Genomic DNA, 20,200 nt, shown 5'->3' on the forward strand with positions numbered 1-20,200 from the left:
TCCGGCCCGGTGAGGGGAGCCCCCTGATCGCCTTGACTTCGAGGGGAATCGACCATAATGTTTCGAAGAGCCTTGATCGGCAACGTCGCACGCCAATCGCCGATCTGATGGATGTTCCTTCATGGCCCTCCTCGCCGTCTTCCTGGCCGTCTGGTTTCCAGATCCCGGATCGTCGGCCGTCCCCGTCGCGAAGCGGGCCCCGCTGATCCCGGCCGCGACCGAGGACTCCCCCGCCGCTCGGATCACCCCCGAGCGCACCGCTCTGGTGCCCCGATTAGGCGAGATCGGGCTCGAGGCGATCCTGGAAGAGGGCGAGGAAAACTCCGACCAGGTCCTCAACCGCCCGGATCACCTGGTTGAGAGCATCGGTTGCCTCCTCCCGGTCGATGACCGGCTGGTGAGGGCCGGAACCTCCGGCGGTCGTCGCCGCTTCCCCGATCGTTCGGCGTCCCTGCGCTGTTAACCCCGAGCCGGCAGGATGTCGGTCGACTCGCGATCCCGAGACGCCTCTCAAGGGCGGCCGAAGTCGTGAGCCGGTTCGCTGTCCGCGCCTCGGAGCCGCCCCCGCAACGAGCGAGATGGCGGTCCGAGTCGCCAGTCGGATGGACCTGCCGCCAGCCTCCCCCCGATCCGAGGGGGACGGGACGGCGACTTCGAACGGGGAGGCAGACGACGATGCGATGGAACAAGTACCTGCGCCGGTTCGGGTTCAAGGCGCGGGACGAGCGGCTCGGAGATTCGGGAGGCCCTGCGTCTCGGCCTTCGAGGCGGATGCCGGGGACGGAAGTCCTGGGGCTGGTCGCGCTCTTCGGCGCGATCGATGCGCCCGAGGCGTTGAGACTCGCGGCCGACCGGGCCCGGGTCGCGACGACTGCCCGCGAGGTGGAGAAGCCCTCGACCGGGACGAGCTGCGTGGCCTTCGTGCGGTCGACCTTCGCGATCCACTGGGAGCCGATCGACCGTGACGCGGCGTTGCACCGCGACTTCGATCTCTCGGACGGTTGGGTCCGGATCCCCCTGGATCGCTCCGCCACCTGAGGGCCGGCCGGCGGGCTTCGTGATCCAGGGAGCCCTCCGCTCGGCCGATCGGTGGCGATCACGCTCCGCAACGCTCGGCCCGGCCTCGCCCAGGAACGGGGCCGGCCCGAGTTTCGCCCCGGGACAACGAACCCCCCGGCTCCGCCGAGCGACGACCCGTCTCTCCGATCTCTCGCGGTCGATCTCCGGGGAGGAGGGGAGGCGATGCGATGTGATGCGGGACTCGACCGACTCGGCGGCCGAGGACTTGAGGGACTCCCCCGGGGCGATCACCCGGGATTTCGGCATCGCGATCCCGGGGGTCGAGCGGCGCTCAGGCGTTGTAGGTGGTCGATGCGGTGGTGCCGCCTCGGCCGGTCCAGTTGGTGTGGAAGAACTCGCCGCGAGGGCGGTCGGTTCGTTCGTAGGTGTGGGCGCCGAAGTAGTCGCGCTGGGCCTGCAAGAGGTTCGTCGGCAGCCGGTCGGAGCGGTAGCCGTCGTAGTAGGCCAGGGCCGAGCTCATGGCCGGAATGGGGATTCCGTGCGAGACGGCGACCGAGGCCACGCGACGCCAGCCGGACTGGGAGCGTTCAAGCTCGCCCTGGAAGTAGGGGTCGAGCATGAGGTTGTCGAGCGCCGGGTTGCGGTCGAACGCCTCCTTGATCTTGCCGAGGAAGGCGCTCCGGATGATGCAGCCTCCCCGCCACATCAGGGCGACGCTGCCGTTCTCGATCGTCCAGCCCGACTCCCGGGCCATGGCCCGCATTAGGGCGAAGCCCTGGGCGTAGGAGATGATCTTCGAGGCGTAGAGGGCCATCTCCACGTCGTCGACGAACTGCTGAACGTTCCCCGAGAAGGACTCGACGGCCGGCCCTTTGAGGATCCCCGAGGCCCGGACGCGCTCCTCTTTCAGGGCGGAGAGGCACCGGGCGTAGACGGCCTCCGCGATCAGCGTCAGCGGCACCCCCAGCTCGGCGGAGGAGATCACGGTCCACTTGCCGGTGCCCTTCTGGCCGGCGGTGTCGAGGATCAGGTCGACCATCGGCTGGCCGGACTCAGGGTCGCGGTAGCCGAAGATGTCCCGGGTGATCTCGATCAGGTAGCTGTCCAGCGGGCCTCGGTTCCAGCGGTCGAAGACCTCATGCAGCGCATCGGCGCCGAAGCCGAGCAGGGCGTGCAGCAGATGGTACGCCTCGCAGATGAGCTGCATGTCGCCATATTCGATGCCGTTATGAACCATCTTCACGAAGTGGCCGGCCCCCTCGGGCCCGACCCAGTCGCAGCAGGGGACGTTGCCGTCGACCTTGGCGGCGATGGCCTGGAAGATGGGCTTCACGTGAGGCCAGGCGTCGGGGTTGCCCCCGGGCATGATCGAGGGGCCGCGCAGGGCTCCCTCCTCTCCTCCCGAGACGCCGGTGCCGATGAACAGCAGGCCCTTCTCCTTCAGGGCCCGAGTGCGCCGGGTCGTGTCGGGGTGGTGGGTATTGCCGCCGTCGATGAGGATATCGCCCGGCTCCAGCAGCGGAGCGAGCTGGTCGATGACCGCGTCCACGGCCGAGCCGGCCTTGACCATGATCATGATCTTGCGCGGTCGCTTCAGGCTGGCAACGAGCTCCTCGACGCTGTGGCAGCCGACGATTTTCTTCCCCTTGGCTCGGCCGGCGAGGAACTCGTCGACCCGGGAGGTGGTTCGGTTGAACACGGCCACGGTGAACCCGTGGTCCTCCATGTTGAGGACGAGGTTCTCGCCCATCACGGCCAGGCCGATGAGGCCGATGTCGGCGGTGGGAGTGGCCATCGGGTCGTTCCGTTCTCGATCGATCGGGTCTTGGAGGATCGGGCGGGTCCGGCTCTGCTCGAGGCCGGGCCGGGCGCCCGAGGGTCGGGCGGGTGGAGCGGGGAGCGATCAGCGGCGGTACGTCTGGGGGACGTACTCCGGCAGCGCCTTCGGGGCGAGCTGCTGTGTGATCCGGGCGAACCGAGCCAGGCCGTCGACCTGGGGAACGCTTACCCAGTCGCTGCCGATGAGCGGGCGAGCGTACTCGACGAACTCGTCGGTCACGTCGATCCGGTTCGGGGCGATCCAGCGCTCGGGGAACGATCGGTCCTTGGCGGCGACCTTCTCCAGCGGCACCTTGTCGTAGGAGACGCTGTAGCCTCCCCGGGAGCGGTCCCGGAGGATCGTGGCCATGAAGCCGTTGCCCTCCTCCCGGGCGATCGCGACCGCGTGGCAGCCGACTCGGTAGGCTTCGTCCAGATCGACGACGCTGGCGTAGGCGATGGCGTTTCGCTGGTCGGTGCCGGGGATCTGGAAGCGGGCCTTGCCCGGGACGGGCAGGTCCAGGGAGTTGATGTAGTTGGTCACCACCTGGGCCACGGTCGTCTGGCTGGCGCTGAACTGGACGTGGCCGAAGGTGTCGCGCGAGGCCCCCAGGTCGCCGACGTCGAATCCCTCGGAGACGACGACGATGCAGCGCCGGCGCTCTCGCAAGGCCTCGATCACGTTCTGGCCCAGCTGTTCGAGGCTCACTCCCGATTCGGCCATGTAGATCTGCAGCGGCATCGCCCGGTCCGGGTCGGCCAGGCGGGCGGCGGCGGGGATGAAGCCGATCTTGCGGCCCATCGCCTGGATGACCATGACCGGGTCGGCGGGGGAGGAGCCGAAGTTCTCCTCGTTCACCTGCCGGATGTACTGCGCCATGTACCGGGCCACGGAGCCGTAGCCGGGGGAGTGGTCCAGCAGCGTGAATTCCTCGTCGCCGAGGTCGTTGTCGATCGTCTTGGGGACCCCGGTGGCAACCAGATCGAGCCCCTTGTCGTGGGCGAGCTGGGCGACCTTGTGGGCGGTGTCCTGGGAGTCGTTCCCGCCGATGTAGAAGAAATAGCCGACACGATGCGCCTTGAGCACGTCGACCACCCGGGCGAAGTCCTCGTCCTGGCCCGGCTTGAGCTTGTAGCGGCAAGTGCCGATGCCGCCGGCTGCGGGGGAGGTCCGCAGCAGCGCGATCTCCTCGGCCGGGGTGGCCGACAGGTCGATTAGCTCTTCCTTCAGAATCCCCTCGATCCCGAACCGGCCGGCGAAGACGGTTCCGAACCGGTCGGGCATCCGGAGGCAGGTCTCAACGATGCCCCTGAGGCTGTTGTTGATCACGCAGGTCGGGCCGCCGGACTGGGCCACGACGACGTTGGGCGCGGGCATGGGTCACCTCGGGGGCGGGGAGGCTCCCCGCCGGGGACGGGGATCGGTCGGGCGATCCCAGGAGGAAGGTTGTGCGATGCCGTCGCGAGGGGAGGGCCGGCCCGGCCCCCCGGTTCCGGTCCGCGTCAGGGGGCGGTTTCCCAGGGGGGACGCTCGGGGAGCAGGGCCTCGAACTCGGCGATCCGGGAGGCCATGTACTCCCCGGCGTAGGAGCCCTCGAAGAACCGGGGGAGGGCCTCGTCGTGGAAGCGCTGCCACGACTGGTCCTCGGCGCCCGGGTTGATCGGATAGAACAGGACCCCGTTGGCCTCGGCGGCCTTACGGTCCCCCGGGGCGTCTCCGACCATCAGGATCCGATGCGGCTCATACCGCCCGACCGCCGCCAGCGCCAGGTGCTCCTTCTTCGATCCCAGCTCCTGGCCGGCGATCAGGCCGACATGGCCGTCGATCTTGTGCTCGACCCATTCCCGGGTCAGCGCCTCGGTCGGCGTGGCGGAGACGACCATCACGTCCGCCTTCCCCCGGAGCGCCTCGAGCGACTCCCGGACCATCGGGAAGGGAGGGACGTTGTGGACGATCTCCCCCACGGTGCGGTTGACCGCCTCGCTCCACTCCAGGCAAAGCGCCAGGTCGGGATCCCCGGTGCGCTCGACCTCGGCCTTGAGCACGGGGTTGCCCAGCTTCGTCTCCCGGCCGATCCAGTCCCGGAGCCCCTGGAGGCGGGGGATGGCGACCCCCCGTCGCGAAACCTCCGGCCGGTGTTCGAGCAGGTCGAGCGTCTCCACCAGCGCCGGGAAGCGATTGATCCCGCGATGTTTCGAGTAGAGGTTCACGAACTCGGCCGCCTCCCGGGCATACTTGGAGATGGCGGCAAGCCCCAAGTACCGGATGATATTGGGGATGAAGCACTCCTTGTGCTTCACCTCCATCGTGTCAAACACGCAACCGTCGCTGTCGATGCCGACGAAGAAGTCCGCGGTCTTGGCGAACGACCGCAGGGCGGCCTGGGGGTCGGAGGCGACCGACATGGGGGCTCTCTCTCAACTCGGATCGGTACGGCGGGCGAGCGTTCGATCGCGCTCCGAGGGCCTGCGGACCCCGATCGTCCGACAAGAGACGCGAGGCCGGATCCCCGCGCGCCCGGCGAGGGCGGGGTGATTCCGGCTGGGCTCGTGCCAGTGGTTTTACTCGATCGATCCGCCTCGGAACAAGTCCTCGGTGCGGTTCCAGCGCTCGGGATGGACCTCCGGTTCTCACGATCCGAGGGCCGATGCCTCCCGGATCGCCCCGCCGTCGGCCCGGGTCCCCAGCGCTTGCCAGTCGCCGGGTCGGAGGAGGTCGTCCCACCAATTGCCGAGCCGGAGCTTCCTCGCGTTGGCCGAATCGCGGTGGTCATCCAGCGGTCAAGCCAAACCTGAGCACCTCGCGAGCTTGAATCGAGAATCCGGAGACGATTGTGCCACGTTGCGTTGTATGTTATGGTCGACACGACGCTTGGGGACGATTGTGGCGGGCCGATCGACGATGACCCCGGGGGATCCCGAGCCATGGCGACCAGCGACCGGCCGAAGCCCGAGAGCGAATCCCCGCCCGACCTGATGGCCGCGCTGAAGCGAGCGGGCATCCTCTCCGAGGCCAGGCTGGGGGAAATCCGCTCCCGGGTCCTGGCCGGCGAGTATCCGGTGGACCCGATCGAGCTGGCCCGGCAACTGGTCAAGGATCGGATCCTGACCGAGTATCAGGCCCGTCGGCTGCTGAGCAACCGACCCGGCGGGCTGATCATCGGCCGCTACATCATTCTGGAGAAGCTCGGCTCCGGCTCGATGGGCCGGGTCTACATGGCCAAGCACCGGATGATGGGCCGCGTCTCCGCCTTGAAGATTATCGCGCCGGAGATTAGCAACAACGAGCGTGTCGTCGCCCGCTTCCAGCGCGAGATGCGGATGGTCGGCAAGCTGGACCACCCCAACGTCGTCCGAGCCTTCGACGCCGACAAGGACCGCGGCATCCTCTACATCGCCATGGAGTACGTCCGGGGGGATAGCCTCGGCCAGCGGCTGAAGACCCGGGGGGTGATTCCCCCCAAGGAGCTGGTCGACTACGCCGCCCAGGCGGCCCTCGGCTTGCAGCACGCCCACGAGCGGGGCATCATCCACCGAGACATTAAACCGTCAAACCTCCTGCTCGGCGACGACGGCACGATCAAGGTGCTCGACCTGGGCCTCGCCACGCTGATGGAGGCCGATGAGCACGCCTCCTTTGCGACCGCCGACGGCGTGGCGGTGGGGACGATTGATTACATGTCTCCGGAACAGGCATGCGGGCGAGAGGTCGACCCGAGGAGCGACCTGTTCAGCCTGGGCTGCACGGTGTATCACCTGCTGACCGGCCGCTTGCCGTTCCCGGGGAACTCGCCAGTCGAGCGGCTGGGGGCCCGGATTTCGGGCAAGTACGCCCCCGTCAGCGGGGTGAAGCCGGACGTGCCCCCAAAGCTGCTGGAGGTGATGGACCGCCTGCTTGCCAATCGCCCGAGCGATCGCTACCAGACCGCCGCCGAGGCGGCCGAGGCTCTTCGATCCATCTTCGCGCCGGCCCCCTCCCGGCTCGCCGGGCCCCAGGCCCCCGATGGGGCCCCGGCCGTTCCCCGCCCGGCCCCCTCCCCGGTCCCTCCTCCTCCCCAGATCAAGTACGTCCACGTCCGGCCGAAGTACCCCTCGTGGTTCCAGCCGATCGCCAACCTCGCGGAGCGTTCGCCGGCCGGCGCCTTCGCCCTCATCCTGGGGTTCCTCGGGGCGGCCTTCGCCGCGGGGATCGCCGCCGGCTGGATGATCTTCTCGGCGGCGTGATCGACCGAGGGCCTCGGCCCCGGGGATCGCCGAGCGTCCGGGAGGCCCTGAGGTTCAGGGGCGAGGGGCGATCCCAGCCCGATCGCGGCGGAGGAGGTCACGCAGCGCGCCGGCCAGCTCGGGGAAGGCGAACTCATAACCAAGCGCCATCGGCCGGGCCGGCAGCACGCGCTGCCCGGTGACGATCACCCGGGCGACCTCGCCCAGGACGAGCCGGAGCAGCGCCTCCGGGGGGCCGATCGGCACGAACGGCCGGCGCAGCGTCCGGGCGAGCTCCCGGCTGAACTCCGCGTTCCTCCTGGGGGACGGCGCGGTCCCGTTGAGGGGGCCGGAGGCCTCGGGATGGTCCAGGGCGAGCAGAAACAGGCCCACGAGATCGACCAGATGGATCCAACTGATCCACTGGCGGCCAGAGGCCGGCAGGAGCGGATGGGAAGCCCCTCCCACGGGGGAGGCTCCGCCGGGGAGCCACTTGAAGATCGGCTCCAATTGGCCGAGGATTCCCTCCCCCTTGGCCAGCACGATCCCGGTCCGGATCGTCGCCAGGCGAACGCCCGCCTCGGCGACCGGCCGGGCCGCGTCCTCCCACTCCCGGCAGAGGAGGGCCAGGAAGTCGTCCCCGGGGGGGCTGGTCTCGGTCAGCTCCTCGTCTCCTCGGTCGCCGTAATAGCCGACCGCCGATCCCTGGACGAAGACCGAGGGGCGCCGATCTGCTCTCAGGGCGGCGTCGGCGAGGTGCTCGGTGGAGCGGACCCGGCTGTCTCGCAGCGCCTGCTTCACGCTCGGCGACCATCGTTGCGCGAACAGGTTCGCCCCGGCCAGGTTGACCACGGCGTCGCAGCCATCGAGCGACCGCTGCCAGTCCCCCCGGCCTCCGGGATCGCCCTGGATGAGCTCCACCCCCTCGAACTCGGGCCGCCGACCGGCGGCCGCCGCATTCCGGGTCAGCACCACTGGCCGGTCCCCCCGGGCGAGCAGCTCCCGGACCAGCCGGGTGCCGATCGTGCCAGTTCCCCCCGCGATGAAGACGCGCATCGGCTCCGAACCTCTCTCGATCCCCAGGCCCTCGGTGCCATCCCGCCGGGAGGCGGGATGGCACCGAGGGTATTTTCCCGAACCGGATCCTCTGCCGTCGAGGGGCGGTCGTCTCCGTGCCGGCGCCCCGGACTCCCGAGCGCCGAACCGCCTCGGCCGGCCCCCCTCGGGCGGCGAACGCTTGCGGACTGGACGTCCCGGTATGGTATGCTTGGAATCTTGACGGTCGGCACGAGGGTCGATAGTCCCTGCTCGATCAACCGGGGGTGTCGAATCCCCTCGGCACGCGACCGTCGATCCCTGGTCCTCCGAGAGTCGACCGATCCGATGAAGACCAACGGGCGGAACTTCTTCAACCTCCCCCTGGCCCTTCGCAGCTACCGGCGATCCGGCACCCTCGTGCTGGTCAACGGCCTGGCCGAACAGTCGGAGAGCTGGTTCGCGAACCGTCCTTACTGGTCGAGGCTGTTTGACGTCAAGGTCCCCGAGCTGCTCGTCTACGACGGCGACGAGCTCCATCGGCACATCGAGTCCGGCGGCGAGGTCACGATCGGCTACCTCACCGATCGGCTCTCCCGCTTCCTCGATGAGTTCGTCCAGAAGCCGCCGTATCACCTCGTCGGGTCCAGCCTCGGCGGCCAGATCCTGCTCACCTACGCCTCCCGGTATCCGGAGAAGGTGGCCAAGCTCGTGCTGATCTGCCCCTCGGGCCTGCACGGCGAGGAGAACCTGCCGGTCATGGACGGCGTCCGGCGCAGCGACTACGACTCGCTGGTGCGCTCCGTCTTCCACCGGACGCCGTTCGCCGGCGAGGATCTCGTCGAGGCGATCGAGCGCAAGTTTCAGGACCGTCGCTGGAAGAAGGGGGTCCTGCGGACCCTCCGGGGGACGGTCGGCCATTCCGTCGGCGACCTGCTGGAGCGGGTGGAGCATCCCACCCTGCTGATCTGGGGGCAGGACGACCGCATCATCGCTGACATCCCTGGCTCGATCCGGGCCGCTTCCCGGATGCCTCGGGCCCGCCAGGTGGTGATCCCGCGCTGCGGTCACGCCCCCCAGATCGAGCGGGCGGGGCTGGTGAACAAGCTGGTGGTCAAGTTCCTGAAGGACTCCCTCGACACGATCCCTCCGGCGCTCGATCCGAATCGGTCGCTTTCGAAAGTTCGCGCCTGACTCCCGGTTCGGCCCTACCGACCTTGCGCTTCGAGTCGAGACGGGGCGGGGCGGCGACCTCCTTCCCCGCGATCGGCACCCTGGCTGGCTCCGCTCCGCTCCGCCCCGCCCCGCTCCCCCCGAGAGACCATGAAGGAATCGCTCCTCTTCCTCGGCAAATTCCTGCGCCACGGGACCGCCATCGCCAGCCTGGCGCCAAGCAGCCCGTGGCTTTCTCGGGCCACGGTTCGGAACGTCGACTGGGACAACGCCCGCGTCCTGATCGAACTCGGGGCCGGCACCGGGCCGATCACCCGGGAATTGATCCGCCGCGCCCGGCCGGAGACGAAATTGCTGGTCCTGGAGCGCGATCCCGACTTCGTCCGGGTCCTCCGCGATCGGTTCGACCCGAGGCCGAACCTGGAGATCATCGAGGGGGACGTGCGGGACCTGCCCGCCATGCTCCAGGATCGGGGGATCGAGCGAGCCGACGCCATCATCTCCGGCCTCCCCGTCCCATCGTTCCCGAAAGACCTGCAACGCGACCTGTTCCGGAACGTCGGCCGGGTCCTGGAGCCGGGCGGCTCCTACAACCAGATCACCGAGCTGCCGCTGGTCTACCTGAACTTCTACCGCCGCTTCTTCGACGAGGTCCGCTTCACTTTCGAACCCCGCAACGTCCCCCCCGCCGGGGCCTATTACTGCCGGGGAGTGAAACCGATCCCCTGAACGTCCCCCCCGATCAGGGCCTCACCACCACCGAGCCGATCCCCCCGCCTCCCAACGACCGATGAGCCGATCCCCCTCCGTCCTCCCCCGGGTCGCCGGGCTGGCCCCGGTCAAGGCTGGCGTCAACGGCGCGATTCGCACCGCCGCCCGGGTGCTCGAATCGGGGCGCCCCGGCGACGCCGTGTCGGATCAGGCCCGGCAGCTCTCGCTTCTGCTCCGCAAGGCGAGGAGAACGCGCTTCGGCCGCGATCATGGCTTCGATGCCATCCTCGCCGAAGGGGGACGGTCGCCCGATCGGCTGGTCGCCTCTTACCGGAAGCACGTGCCGTTGCGGACCTATGAACGGCTCTGGGAGGAGTATCTCTCTTCGGCGTACCCCACGCTCCGGGACGTGACCTGGCCCGGCCTGATCCCGTACTTCGCCCTCACCAGCGGGACGACGCAGGGGGCGACCAAGTACATCCCCGTCTCTCGGGAGATGCTCGCCTCGAACCGCAAGGCGGCCTGGGGGATGGTCCGGGCGATCATGGCCTCTCGCCCCGGCTCCCGGCTCTTTCGGGGCAAGCTGTTCTTCCTCGGCGGCTCGACCGACCTGGAACAGCCCGCCCCGGGGGTCCGCCAGGGGGATCTCAGTGCCATCGCCTCACTCGAGGTCAGCGAGCTGTTACGCCCCTACGTCTTCCCCCCGATCGAGCTGGCCCACGAGCCGGACTGGGAGAAGAAGCTCGCGATGCTCGTCCGCCGCGGCAAGGACGAGCCGATTTCGCTCATCAGCGGGGTGCCAAGCTGGTTGCTGATGTTCTTCGAGCGTCTGCTGGCCGAGACCGGCAAGTCGACCGTGGCCGAGGTCTGGCCGATGCTCGAGGTCGTCGTCCACGGCGGGGTGAAGTTCGACCCGTACCGCTCGGCCTTCGACGCCATCCTCGGCTCCCCCGGGATCTCCCTTCAGGAGACTTACCCCTGCTCCGAGGGGTTCATCGCCTTCGGCGACCCGACGACGGGGCTCCTCCGGCCGATCACCAACCATGGGCTCTTTCTCGAATTCGTCCCGGTCGATGAGCTCGATCGCGACGAGCCGACCCGGCACTGGCTTGGGAACGCTCAGGTCGGCGTGAACTACGCGATCGTCCTCTCCACCTGCGCGGGGATGTGGGCCCACCTGGTGGGAGATACGGTCCGGTTCGAGTCGCTCGACCCGCCGCTGTTGAGCTTCACCGGCCGGACGAAGTACTCGCTCTCGGCGTTCGGCGAGCACTTGATCAGCGAGGAGATCGAGGGGGCGATGGCCGCCGCGGCCTCGGAGTCGGGAGCGGTCGTCTCGGAGTGGCACGCGGGCCCGGTCTTCGAGGGTGCTCCGGGCTACCACCGATTCCTTGTCGAGTTCTCGACGCCTCCAGCGGACCTGGAGGCCTTCCGGCTTGCCCTCGACGCCGATCTCGGCCGCCGCAACGCCGACTACGCCGCCCATCGCTCCGAAGGGGTCGGGCTGCCGATGCCGGCGCTGGTGGCCGTCCGCCCCGGCGCCTTCGCCGACTGGATGCGAGCCAAGGGGAAGCTCGGAGGCCAGCACAAGGTCCCCCGCATGGACGGCGGCGGGCAGCTCACCGCCGAGCTCGCCTCCTTCTTCCGGAGCGCCGATGCCGTGACCGCCGAACTGGAACCGGGATCGGTGGCCGGCCGCCCCTAGCCGAGCACGGACACCCGGCCTGGGAGGCGCACTGATCAGGCCGCTCGCTTCTTCTTCTCGATCAGAGCGGCGATGCGATCGATCGTGTCCAGATGATCGACGCCGGCCTCGTGTGCCTCGAGGCTGATGCCGAACCGCTCCTCGAGGTAGACGACGAGCTTGAGCGTGCTGATCGAGTCGAGAATCCCCCCGGTGATCAGCGGGGTGTCGTCGGCCAACTCGGACGGATCCTCGCCGGGGAGGAATTCCTCGAGCAGGTAGTCCTTGATCTGGGCTCGGATGGAGTTCATGGGCTCGGTCCTCGGTCGGGATCGCATGGGGTCGGGGCCGCTTGCCGTCTCCGCCGGCGCCGGGTCCCGTTCGGTTCGGTTCGGTTCGACTCGGTTCGACGCGAAGCGACTCAGCCGATCGGCCGCCGAGATCGGGAGGAGGTCGAGGGAACCGTTCCGGACGCGGTTCGGGACTCGGCGTGGTCGAAGACCTCGTCCAGGATCCGGCCCTCCATGACCTCCGGCACCGGCAGGCCGAGCAGCGACAGGGCCGTTGGCGCCACGTCGGGCAGCTCGGCGTCGATCGGGAAGTCGGGGAGGACGCCGGGGGCGTCGATCGCCAGGACGCCGTCGGCCCGGTGCGTGGCCGGCAGGTCCGGGTCGGGCCGGAGCAACGAGCGGTGGAAGGGGGCCCACTTGGCCATCGCCTGATAGCCGTCGGTCGAGGGGGCGAGCACGTCGGGCAGCCCCTCGGCCGAGGGGTCGAGGTTGTAACGCTCGGCCACGTCGAAGGCGTCGGCGAACAGGGGGAGTCCCGTCTCGGGATCCTCCGCCGCCCGGCAGGCGTCGATGATCTCGCCAATGACCCGGGAGGCCGCCGACGATCCTGAAACCAGCCTCGGGTTCAGGAAGATCGAGCCGCAGAGCTGGCCGAACGGTGCGAAGGCGGCCGTCTTCGACCAGTCGCAGCCGACCTCTCCCTCGATCGACCTCGGACCCCGGCTCGCGGTCCCGTCGGGGGATTGCCGGCGCTTCCAGCGGTCGAAGCGGTCCCGGAGCCGTCGCAGCCGGTAGGTCAGCCGGGTTCCGTAGGGCAAGCGGCGCTGGAGCCCCGCCCGGCAGAGCAGCCCGTTCACATCCACCAGCGCCCGGCAGGGGCCGAAGCCGTGGTCCGACAGGGCGATCACGGCGGCGTCCCGCCGGGAGGCCAGTTCCAGCAGGCGGCCCACGGCGCGGTCGAGCTCCTGGAGGCAGGAGACGACCTCGGCGGTCCACTCCGGCTGCCCGGCGGCGGTTTCGTCCACCTCGAGATACGGCCAGAGGCGGTGCTGGATGCCATCGAGGTTGTGGAAGTGGACCATCATCGCGGCCCAGTCGCATCGCCGGTCGGCGCGTTCGGCGGCCTCGGCCTGGGCATGGAAGCTGTCCCGGTTGCGCTGGGAGAGCCTCCGAAGCTCGTCGAGCGTCCGGGGCCGGTGCTTCCAGAGCACCTTGTGCGAGTAGGCGGGCAGGTTGCGGCGGATCTCCTCCCCGAAGTCGGGGCACTGGGCGAAGGCCCACGATAGGCCGGGGGCGTCGGAGCCGCCCACCACCAGTCCCCGGACGTCCGGCGGGGGGTAGGTCATCGGCAGGCCGAGCGAGACGACCTGCCGGCCCGACTCGGAGAGAATCTCCCAGAGCGTCGGCACCCGGATGCGGCCGGCGTGGTTGGGCAGGATGGTGCGGTCGACGGGGTCGATGTAGTGGAACTCGTGGATGCCGTGGGTCGGCGGGTTGCAGCCGGTGAGGAAGGAGGTCCAGGCGACGGGAGTGACCATCGGCTCGGAAGACCAGAGCGTTCCGGTCGCCGACCGCCTCCAGAGCGCCTCGAGGTTCGGCATCCAGCCGCGATCGAAGGCCGGCCGGAGCACCGTCTCGGTGGCGCCGTCGAGCCCGAGGAAGACCACCCGAGAGGCGGGGCCCGGCATACGCTCTCCTTCGCGATGGCGGGGCGGGGGGATCGACTCTCCCCCGGATGAACGCTCGGCGCCCCTCCTGGGCGACCGCCCCGGGAACGGCGCCAAGGGCCCCCCGGGGGATGTCGGAGCCTATCCCGGGCCCGCCGAGGGGTCAACGGGAGTTTCCGTCAAGCCCCGGGAGTCCCCCGGCCGATTCCGTACCCAGGAACCGAGGATGGCCGGCCGGGATGACGCTGGCGGACGCAACGATCGCCGATGGAGCGGCACCACGACCACGGAGGCGTCGGCCGATGATCCCTCGCGCGCGAGGTTCGCTGCGTCTGGCAATGACGGGCGCGGTGATCGGGCTCGCGTTGATCGTCTTGACGCCGGGCTGCTCCTTGCAACGCCGCAAGGAAGAACGCCGGATCCCCCAGTACGGCGTGATCGACCTGGCTCAGCCAAGGGAGTTGCAGAAGGTCACGCTGCCTCCCTATGTGATCGAACCCCCGGACGAGCTCGAGGTCCTCGTGCGCCCCTCGGCGCTGGACCCGGCCCAGCGCCTCGTCACGGTTCAGGCCGACGGGAGGATCGACCTGGGCTTCGCGGGCGACTTCCACGTCGCGGGGCTGACGCTGGCCCAGGCCGAGGAGGTGATCAAGGCCGGGCTCATCTCCCGGGCCGAGCGCTCCGGCTCAAAGCCCGACGAGCCGATCAACGTCTCGGTTCGGCTGGCGAGTACGACCCGGAGCAAGTTCTATTACATCATCGGCGCCGTCTCGTCGCAGGGGGCCGTTCCCCTGGTCGGGGGGGAGACGGTGCTCCAGGCGATCCTCCAGGCCGGGCTCCGCCCGAACAGTCTTCCCGAGAAGGCCTATCTTTCCCGCCCTCAGCCGCTGGGCCATCCCGATGTCGTCCTCCGGATCGACTGGGAGGCGATCCGGGACCGGGGAGACACGACGACCAACTACCAGATTCTCCCCGGCGACCGCATCGTCGTGCCGGGCACCCGGGATCGAGGCCTGATCGGGACCCTCTTCGGGGGCTGATCCCCGGGGCGGTTCGCTCCACTTACCAGTCCTCGCCGCAGGCCCTCCGGGCGTCCCGCTCAAACCAGTTGTCGAGATAGGAGTGCTCTCCCCTCGACCACGCCCAGGCGCTGGCGAGCAGGTAGGCGGGGATGAAGGCGGGGCCCCAGCGCTCCGCCTGGCGGACGTGGGCGAGCTCGTGCTCCCGGCAGGAGTCCAGGCAGCGCTCGTCTCGACCGATGATGACGTGCCCCAGCGTCATGGCGGCGGCCTTCGCGAAGCGGCGCAGGAACCAGTCCGAGAAGCCGCCGTGGAACTCGATCGCCCCGCGGCGGAGCTGGGCCCGGCCCCCGGAACAGAGGGTCAGCACCCCCGCGATCAGGCCGACCATCGTGGTCGGCGAGGCCCAGGCGTAACCGGCCACCCGAAGCGGCGCGGAGGGCCGTCGGCGGTCGTCCTCCGGGGACGGGGCGGTCGGGGTCCGAGTCATGGGGCCGTCCTCCCTTCTCGGGGCGAGGGGAACTGAGGCGGGCCGCCCCTGGAGGGGGCCGGGCGGTCGGATCCTGCCCGATCGGCCCGACCGCGCCCGTCCGGAAGTGAAAACCGGCTGCTCGATTGATTGTAACCGGCCGCTCGGGTATGACGTTGCCATCCCGCGTCGCATCTCCCGAACACGTTGCCGGGCCGGGGCGTCCCGCGACGGAAGTTCGCCGCTGAGCGTGCCCTTCCAGGCCGCTCCCGGATCGGCCCGCGCCCTGGATCGGATCCCTCCCCTCTTGCTTCGGAGCCGACCCCATGAGCCATCACGACGGGAACAACGTCGCGAGTACCGCCAAGGTGGGCACGCGCGATCTCTTCCTGTTCTGGTCCTGCTTCATCGCGCTCATCGCCACCGCGTTCGCGTTCATCACCCGGGTGTTGATCATGGACCAGTGGCAGGCCGACTTCGGCCTGACCGAGACCGAGAAGGGAGAGATCCTCGGCGTCGGGCTCTGGCCCTTCGCCGTGAGCATCGTCCTGTTCAGCCTGATCATCGACCGGATCGGCTATGGCAAGGCGATGGCCTTCGCCTTCGCCACCCACCTGGGGGCGGCTCTGATCCTCTTCTTCGCCAAGCCGCTGGAGCAAAGCCTGGGCATCCGGGGCTACTGGGTGCTCTACATCGGTTCGTTCGTCATGGCGCTGGGCAATGGGACGGTGGAGGCGGTGATCAACCCCGTCGTCGCCTCCCTCTTCCCGAACGCCAAGACGAAGTGGCTGAACATCCTGCACGCCGGCTGGCCCGGCGGCCTGGTGCTGGGCGGGATTCTGACGATCGCCATGGGGGACATCGACTGGCAGTACAAGGTCGGGCTGGTCTTCCTGCCGGTGATCGCCTACGGGCTCCTGATGCTCCCGCAGCGCTTCCCCGTCTCGGAGCGGGTGGCCGCGGGCGTCTCGTACAAAGCGATGCTGCAACAGGTCGGCGTCATCGGCGCGCTGATCGTTTCCATCATGCTCGTCTGGGAGATCACCCGGGTCTTCATCGAATCGGAAGTGCTCTTCCAGGGGATGTCCGAGAGCTCGATCCTCATCGCCCGCCTGGTGATTGTGGCCGTGCTGACCGGCGCCTTCGGGGCCTACGTCCACGCTCCCGGCCGACCGATCTTCATCTTCCTGCTGCTGATCATGATCCCGCTGGCGACGACCGAGCTGGGGACCGACAGCTGGATCACCTCGCTGATGGGGCCGGAGATGGCCCGCTTCAACCTGGATTCCGGCTGGGTGCTCGTGTACACGTCGCTGATCATGCTCATCCTCCGGTTCTTCGCCGGGCCGATCGTGCACCGGATCTCGCCGCTGGGTCTGCTGGCCGTCAGCGCGGTCCTGGCGGCGTGCGGCCTGGTCTTCCTCTCCAAGTCGACCGGCCTGATGATCCTCGCCGCCGCCACGCTCTACGGCTTCGGCAAGACGTTCTTCTGGCCGACGATGCTCGGCGTCGTGGCCGAGCAGTACCCCAAGGGCGGGGCGATGACCCTCAACACGATCGCCGGCGTCGGAATGCTCTCGGTCGGCGTGCTGGGCAACCCGCTGCTGGGGAACATCCAGGACCGGGAAGCGGTCGAGCAGCTCCAGGCCAGCAACCCGGCCATCTTCGAGCAAGTCGTCGGCGAGCCCCGGATCAGCGTCTTCGGCACCTACCGGCCGCTGCTCCAGGACCAGATCGAGAAGCTCCCCGAGCAGCAGCGGGCCGAGGTCGAGGCGATTCGAGAGGCCGCCAAGAAGAACGCCCTGATGACCGTGGCGATCTTCCCCTGCATCATGTTCGTCAGCTACGTGCTGCTGATCCTCTACTACCGTTCGCAGGGCGGCTACAAGCCCCAGGTGCTGGTGACCGACACGGAGGAGGAGCAGATGATGACCGGGGGCGTCGCCGGACCCGCGGAGATGTGACCGCCCCCTGGATCGATGTGGTACGATCGTCTCCGAGGGCATCGCCCGGCCGCTCCCTCGCCGATCCGAGGGAGGGCGGGGCCTTGCCCTCGCGTCGTTGATGCGTCCCCCCGGCGAGCGAGACGGCCCATGAGCCCCCGAGACGACCTGCCCTCCCGGCTCCGCAAGGCGATGGCCCACCCAACCTCGGAGCGGCAGGTCTGGTCGCGGTCGCTCGCCGGCGTGCTCATCGCCGGCTACCTCTGGGCGGCCTACTTCGACCAGCTTCCCTCCACCACACTCGCTGTCGGCGGTCTGCCGGCGGCGATCGGAGGAGCGGGCCTCGGCGGGCTGCTCTCCTGCGCCTTGCTGTTCGTCCCGGCCGGCCTGCAAGGGCTCCGCTGCCGGAGGCCGATGATGGTGGTCGCCACGTCGGCCTTCGGCGTCCGAGGGTCGGCCCTGGTGCCCGGCCTGCTCGTGGGCCTGGTCCAGATCCTCTGGTTCGCGGTCGCCGTCCACTTCGCCGTTTCCTTCAACCTTCGGGGGCTCTCCACCGCCGGGCTCATCGCCCCAGACTCCCTCTACCCTCCCGGCGGCGGCGACGGCTCCGTCCACCGATCGACCGTCTACGCGATCTCCGCCCTGCTCTGGGGGATCGCCTCGGCCCTGGTGGCGACCCGGTTCATCCGCTGGATCGCCGCCCTGATGATCGTCTACCCGATCTTCCTCGGCCTCGCGCTTGCCGGGGCGATGGTCTGGGCGATCCCCGGCCTGCCCGACTACCGGTTCGCCTCCTCGACGCTCTTCGCCGAGTCGGCCCTGAGGCCGTGGCCGGCCTTCTGGGCGATGACGCAACTGGTCTTCGGCTTCTCCGCGACGGTGGCCGTGCACGCGATCAACTGGGGGGCGACCCTCCGAGGACCCCGAGACGTCCTGCTCTCGGGAATCGTGGGCGTCGCCCTGGCGTCGACCGTGATCGCCTCGATCGCCGTGCTGACGGTCGCCGGCTCGCTCGGCCGAGCGCTGGCCGCCGAGGCGGCGATCGAGCACAACCCTAATGCGATCGTCCCCGAGGAAGAGCCGGTGGACGACCTCGGGCCGACCCCCGGCCTCGGTCGGTTCGACCCGCCCCGGCTGCCGACCAACCCGATCGCCTATCAGCTGCACCTGGTCTTTGAGCGTCGCATCGGTGGCGTCGCGGGAGGGGTTGGCCTGATCCTGCTGGGGCTCGGGTCGCTCGCCTCGGCCGTCTACGCGAGCTTCGCGTACAGCAACCGGCTGGAAGCGATCCGGAGCCGTCCCCGACGCTGGGCCTGGGGGGTGATCGGGGCGGTCGTGGCCTTCCCGTTGATGATCAACGGCCTGGCGGGGAACGTCCCGCTGGTGATCGACCTGACGGCCGGGGTGCTCGCGCCGATGCTCGGCGTGCTCTCGGCCGACCTGGTCTGGCACCGATCCTCCTGGCCGGGGCCTCGTCCCGGATTCCGGACGATCGGCCTGGCTTCGTGGGGGATCGGGTCGGCGGTCGGCCTGCTGCCGATCCTCTCCCGGATCGTTCCCGGGATGGACCCCTGCCGGTGGCTGCCGATGGCGCTGCTCGGCTATCTCGTCGCGCTGGGGAGCTCGCTGATCGCGGAGACGGCCGCCTCGTCCCGAACTCGTTCGCGAGGGCCGGCTTCGGCCACCGAATCGGCTGGCGGCTGACGCACTCGCCGGGAGGATCGATTGTGCGGCGGGGCGATCGGGAAGATAATGAGGCGGGGCCGGTCCGGCCCGACCCCGATCCGACGATTCTCCCCCGAGGGCCCATGGCCGCCGTCCCCTCCCCGGAATCCTCCCGGCCCCGTCGGGGACGGATGTTTGAGGCCTTGATCGCGAATCGGGATTACCGACGCTTCTACATGGGGCACGGAGTCAGTCTCGTCGGCACCTGGATGCAGGCCGCCGCGGTCAACTGGATCGTCTACGAGCTGACCGACTCCGCCTGGTGGCTCGGCGTGGTCGAGGCCGCCAATCTCCTCCCCGGCCTGGTCGTCGGCCTGATCGCCGGCGCCATCGCCGACCGTTCCGTTCCGAGGTCGACCGTCCTCAGCACGCAGCTCGTGCAACTGATCCTGGCCACCACGCTGGCTGTGCTCTTCTCCCTCGGGCTGATCCGGCTCTGGCACCTGATCGCCCTGCTCGCGCTGTCCCGAGTGGGCAATACGTTCGAGATGCCCGCCCGCCAGGTCTTCTTGTACGAACTGGTCGGCCGGGAGCACCTGGGCAACGCGATCGCGCTGAATGTCGGGCTGTTCAACGCCTCCCGGGTGGTCGGCCCGGCGCTGGCGGGGGTCTGTCTGGCCTGGCTGGGCCGCAGTGCGCCGTTCATCCTGAACGCGCTGAGCTTCCTGGCGGCGATCGCCGCCGTCCTGTCGATTCCGGGCCGACCGGCGCCCCCGGTCCGATCCGGCCAGGGGCCGGCCGACCTGCTCGGCGGGTTCGCCTACCTGCGGCAGGATCGCCGGGTCGCGGTGCTCTTCGGGCTGATGGCGTTCTTCGGGGTCGCGGGGATGGGCTACAACGCCATGCTCGCCGCCTACGCCCGCGATTCGATCGGGACGCAGGAGCTGGGCTACTCGGCCCTGCTCGCCAGCGCCGGTTCCGGGGCGGTGGCGGGGGCGCTCGGGGTGGCCCGGCTGGGCGGCCGGGTCCGTCGCGAGATGCTGATCGTGCTCGGGCTGGGCCTCTTCGCGAGCTCCCTGGCCGGCCTGGGGGCCGTTCCCCTCCTGCTCGGCCCAATCGCCCCGTCGGGAGTGCCGGCCGCCGCGGCGATGCTCTGCCTGTTCGGGGCCGGCTTCGGGGCGATCACCTACACCTCGTCCATCCAGACGATGATCCAGCTCGACGTGCCTGACCGTCTGCGGGGCCGGGTCGCCGGGATCTGGCTGATCGTCTTCTCCGGCTCGGTGCCGATGGGGGCGCTGCTCACCGGCCGGCTCGCCCAGTGGTTGGGGGTCGAGCCGGTGCTGGTCGCCTCGGGAGTCCTCTGCGGGGCGGCCGCGCTGGGCCTCGGGTCGAGCCGGTTGCTCGACCGGCTCGGGGCTCATCCGAGGACGAGGGATCCGGCCGAAGCCCCGCTCGGCGCCGCCCGGCCGGGATGACCGGGAGGCGGCCCGACCCGGCCTC

17 protein-coding genes are annotated in these 20,200 nt (G+C 69.6%); 10 read left to right on the forward strand and 7 right to left on the reverse strand.

Features of this window, described 5'->3' with window-relative positions; genetic code table 11:
• Positions 1 to 121 precede the first annotated feature (121 nt).
• A complete protein-coding gene (locus TsocGM_RS08645) occupies positions 122 to 463 on the forward strand; it encodes a hypothetical protein (RefSeq protein ID WP_126724906.1) in 342 nt (113 codons plus the stop codon).
• 212 nt (positions 464 to 675) lie between these two features.
• Positions 676 to 1,038 (forward strand): hypothetical protein, encoded by a 363-nt coding sequence (locus tag TsocGM_RS08650; protein WP_126724907.1) that lies wholly within the window; start codon positions 676 to 678, stop codon positions 1,036 to 1,038.
• A 313-nt stretch (positions 1,039 to 1,351) separates the two neighbouring features.
• Here TsocGM_RS08650 and gnd read toward each other — a convergent pair whose 3' ends face one another.
• The 3 genes from gnd to TsocGM_RS08665 all read right to left on the reverse strand — a co-directional run bounded on the left by gnd (position 1,352) and on the right by TsocGM_RS08665 (position 5,244).
• Complete coding sequence (gnd, locus tag TsocGM_RS08655) at positions 1,352 to 2,815, reverse strand: decarboxylating NADP(+)-dependent phosphogluconate dehydrogenase (protein ID WP_126724908.1); 1,464 nt, start codon at positions 2,813 to 2,815, stop codon at positions 1,352 to 1,354.
• Positions 2,816 to 2,923: 108 nt separating this feature from the next.
• On the reverse strand, positions 2,924 to 4,216 hold the full coding sequence (locus tag TsocGM_RS08660) for a diphosphate--fructose-6-phosphate 1-phosphotransferase (RefSeq protein WP_126724909.1): 1,293 nt from the start codon (positions 4,214 to 4,216) through the stop codon (positions 2,924 to 2,926).
• A 125-nt stretch (positions 4,217 to 4,341) separates the two neighbouring features.
• The gene (locus TsocGM_RS08665) at positions 4,342 to 5,244 is read right to left on the reverse strand and encodes an HAD family hydrolase (protein WP_126724910.1); all 903 of its coding nucleotides are present in this window, start codon (positions 5,242 to 5,244) and stop codon (positions 4,342 to 4,344) included.
• 519 nt (positions 5,245 to 5,763) lie between these two features.
• Here TsocGM_RS08665 and TsocGM_RS08670 point away from each other — a divergent pair.
• Positions 5,764 to 7,062: a serine/threonine-protein kinase gene (locus TsocGM_RS08670; RefSeq protein WP_126724911.1), complete on the forward strand. Its 1,299-nt coding sequence runs from the start codon at positions 5,764 to 5,766 to the stop codon at positions 7,060 to 7,062.
• Between the two features lie 54 nt (positions 7,063 to 7,116).
• Here the strand turns inward: TsocGM_RS08670 and TsocGM_RS08675 are convergent, their stop codons facing one another.
• A complete protein-coding gene (locus TsocGM_RS08675) occupies positions 7,117 to 8,097 on the reverse strand; it encodes a TIGR01777 family oxidoreductase (RefSeq protein ID WP_126724912.1) in 981 nt (326 codons plus the stop codon).
• A gap of 327 nt (positions 8,098 to 8,424) precedes the next feature.
• Between TsocGM_RS08675 and TsocGM_RS08680 the strand changes: the two genes are divergently transcribed.
• The 3 genes from TsocGM_RS08680 (at position 8,425) to TsocGM_RS08690 (ending at position 11,665) form a co-directional block, all read left to right on the forward strand.
• Entirely contained in the window at positions 8,425 to 9,270 is an 846-nt protein-coding gene (locus TsocGM_RS08680) for an alpha/beta fold hydrolase (protein WP_126724913.1), read from the forward strand.
• Positions 9,271 to 9,399: 129 nt separating this feature from the next.
• Positions 9,400 to 9,978, forward strand: a complete 579-nt coding sequence (gene olsG, locus TsocGM_RS08685; protein WP_126724914.1) for an ornithine lipid N-methyltransferase — start codon at positions 9,400 to 9,402, stop codon at positions 9,976 to 9,978.
• A 61-nt stretch (positions 9,979 to 10,039) separates the two neighbouring features.
• On the forward strand, positions 10,040 to 11,665 hold the full coding sequence (locus TsocGM_RS08690; protein WP_126724915.1) for a GH3 family domain-containing protein: 1,626 nt from the start codon (positions 10,040 to 10,042) through the stop codon (positions 11,663 to 11,665).
• 35 nt (positions 11,666 to 11,700) lie between these two features.
• Here TsocGM_RS08690 and TsocGM_RS08695 read toward each other — a convergent pair whose 3' ends face one another.
• Together TsocGM_RS08695 and TsocGM_RS08700 are read right to left on the reverse strand one after the other, a co-directional pair.
• On the reverse strand, positions 11,701 to 11,955 hold the full coding sequence (locus TsocGM_RS08695) for an acyl carrier protein (protein ID WP_126724916.1): 255 nt from the start codon (positions 11,953 to 11,955) through the stop codon (positions 11,701 to 11,703).
• Positions 11,956 to 12,065: 110 nt separating this feature from the next.
• Complete coding sequence (locus TsocGM_RS08700; RefSeq protein ID WP_126724917.1) at positions 12,066 to 13,622, reverse strand: alkaline phosphatase family protein; 1,557 nt, start codon at positions 13,620 to 13,622, stop codon at positions 12,066 to 12,068.
• Positions 13,623 to 13,903: 281 nt separating this feature from the next.
• On the opposite strand from TsocGM_RS08700, the gene TsocGM_RS08705 reads away from it, so the two are divergent.
• Complete coding sequence (locus TsocGM_RS08705) at positions 13,904 to 14,641, forward strand: polysaccharide biosynthesis/export family protein (protein ID WP_158633443.1); 738 nt, start codon at positions 13,904 to 13,906, stop codon at positions 14,639 to 14,641.
• A 22-nt stretch (positions 14,642 to 14,663) separates the two neighbouring features.
• Here TsocGM_RS08705 and TsocGM_RS08710 read toward each other — a convergent pair whose 3' ends face one another.
• Positions 14,664 to 15,110, reverse strand: coding sequence for a hypothetical protein (locus TsocGM_RS08710; protein WP_233578628.1), 447 nt, complete (start codon positions 15,108 to 15,110; stop codon positions 14,664 to 14,666).
• A 305-nt stretch (positions 15,111 to 15,415) separates the two neighbouring features.
• Between TsocGM_RS08710 and TsocGM_RS08715 the strand changes: the two genes are divergently transcribed.
• From TsocGM_RS08715 to TsocGM_RS08725, 3 genes are all read left to right on the forward strand, one after another.
• On the forward strand, positions 15,416 to 17,053 hold the full coding sequence (locus TsocGM_RS08715; protein ID WP_126724919.1) for an MFS transporter: 1,638 nt from the start codon (positions 15,416 to 15,418) through the stop codon (positions 17,051 to 17,053).
• 129 nt (positions 17,054 to 17,182) lie between these two features.
• Positions 17,183 to 18,736 carry a hypothetical protein gene (locus tag TsocGM_RS08720; RefSeq protein WP_126724920.1) on the forward strand — a complete coding sequence of 518 codons (1,554 nt, stop codon included), beginning with the start codon at positions 17,183 to 17,185 and terminating at the stop codon, positions 18,734 to 18,736.
• A 164-nt stretch (positions 18,737 to 18,900) separates the two neighbouring features.
• Positions 18,901 to 20,175, forward strand: a complete 1,275-nt coding sequence (locus TsocGM_RS08725; RefSeq protein ID WP_158633444.1) for an MFS transporter — start codon at positions 18,901 to 18,903, stop codon at positions 20,173 to 20,175.
• Positions 20,176 to 20,200 lie beyond the last annotated feature (25 nt).

This window comes from Tautonia sociabilis (genome assembly GCF_003977685.1).
Taxonomy (GTDB): Bacteria; Planctomycetota; Planctomycetia; order Isosphaerales; family Isosphaeraceae; genus Tautonia; species Tautonia sociabilis.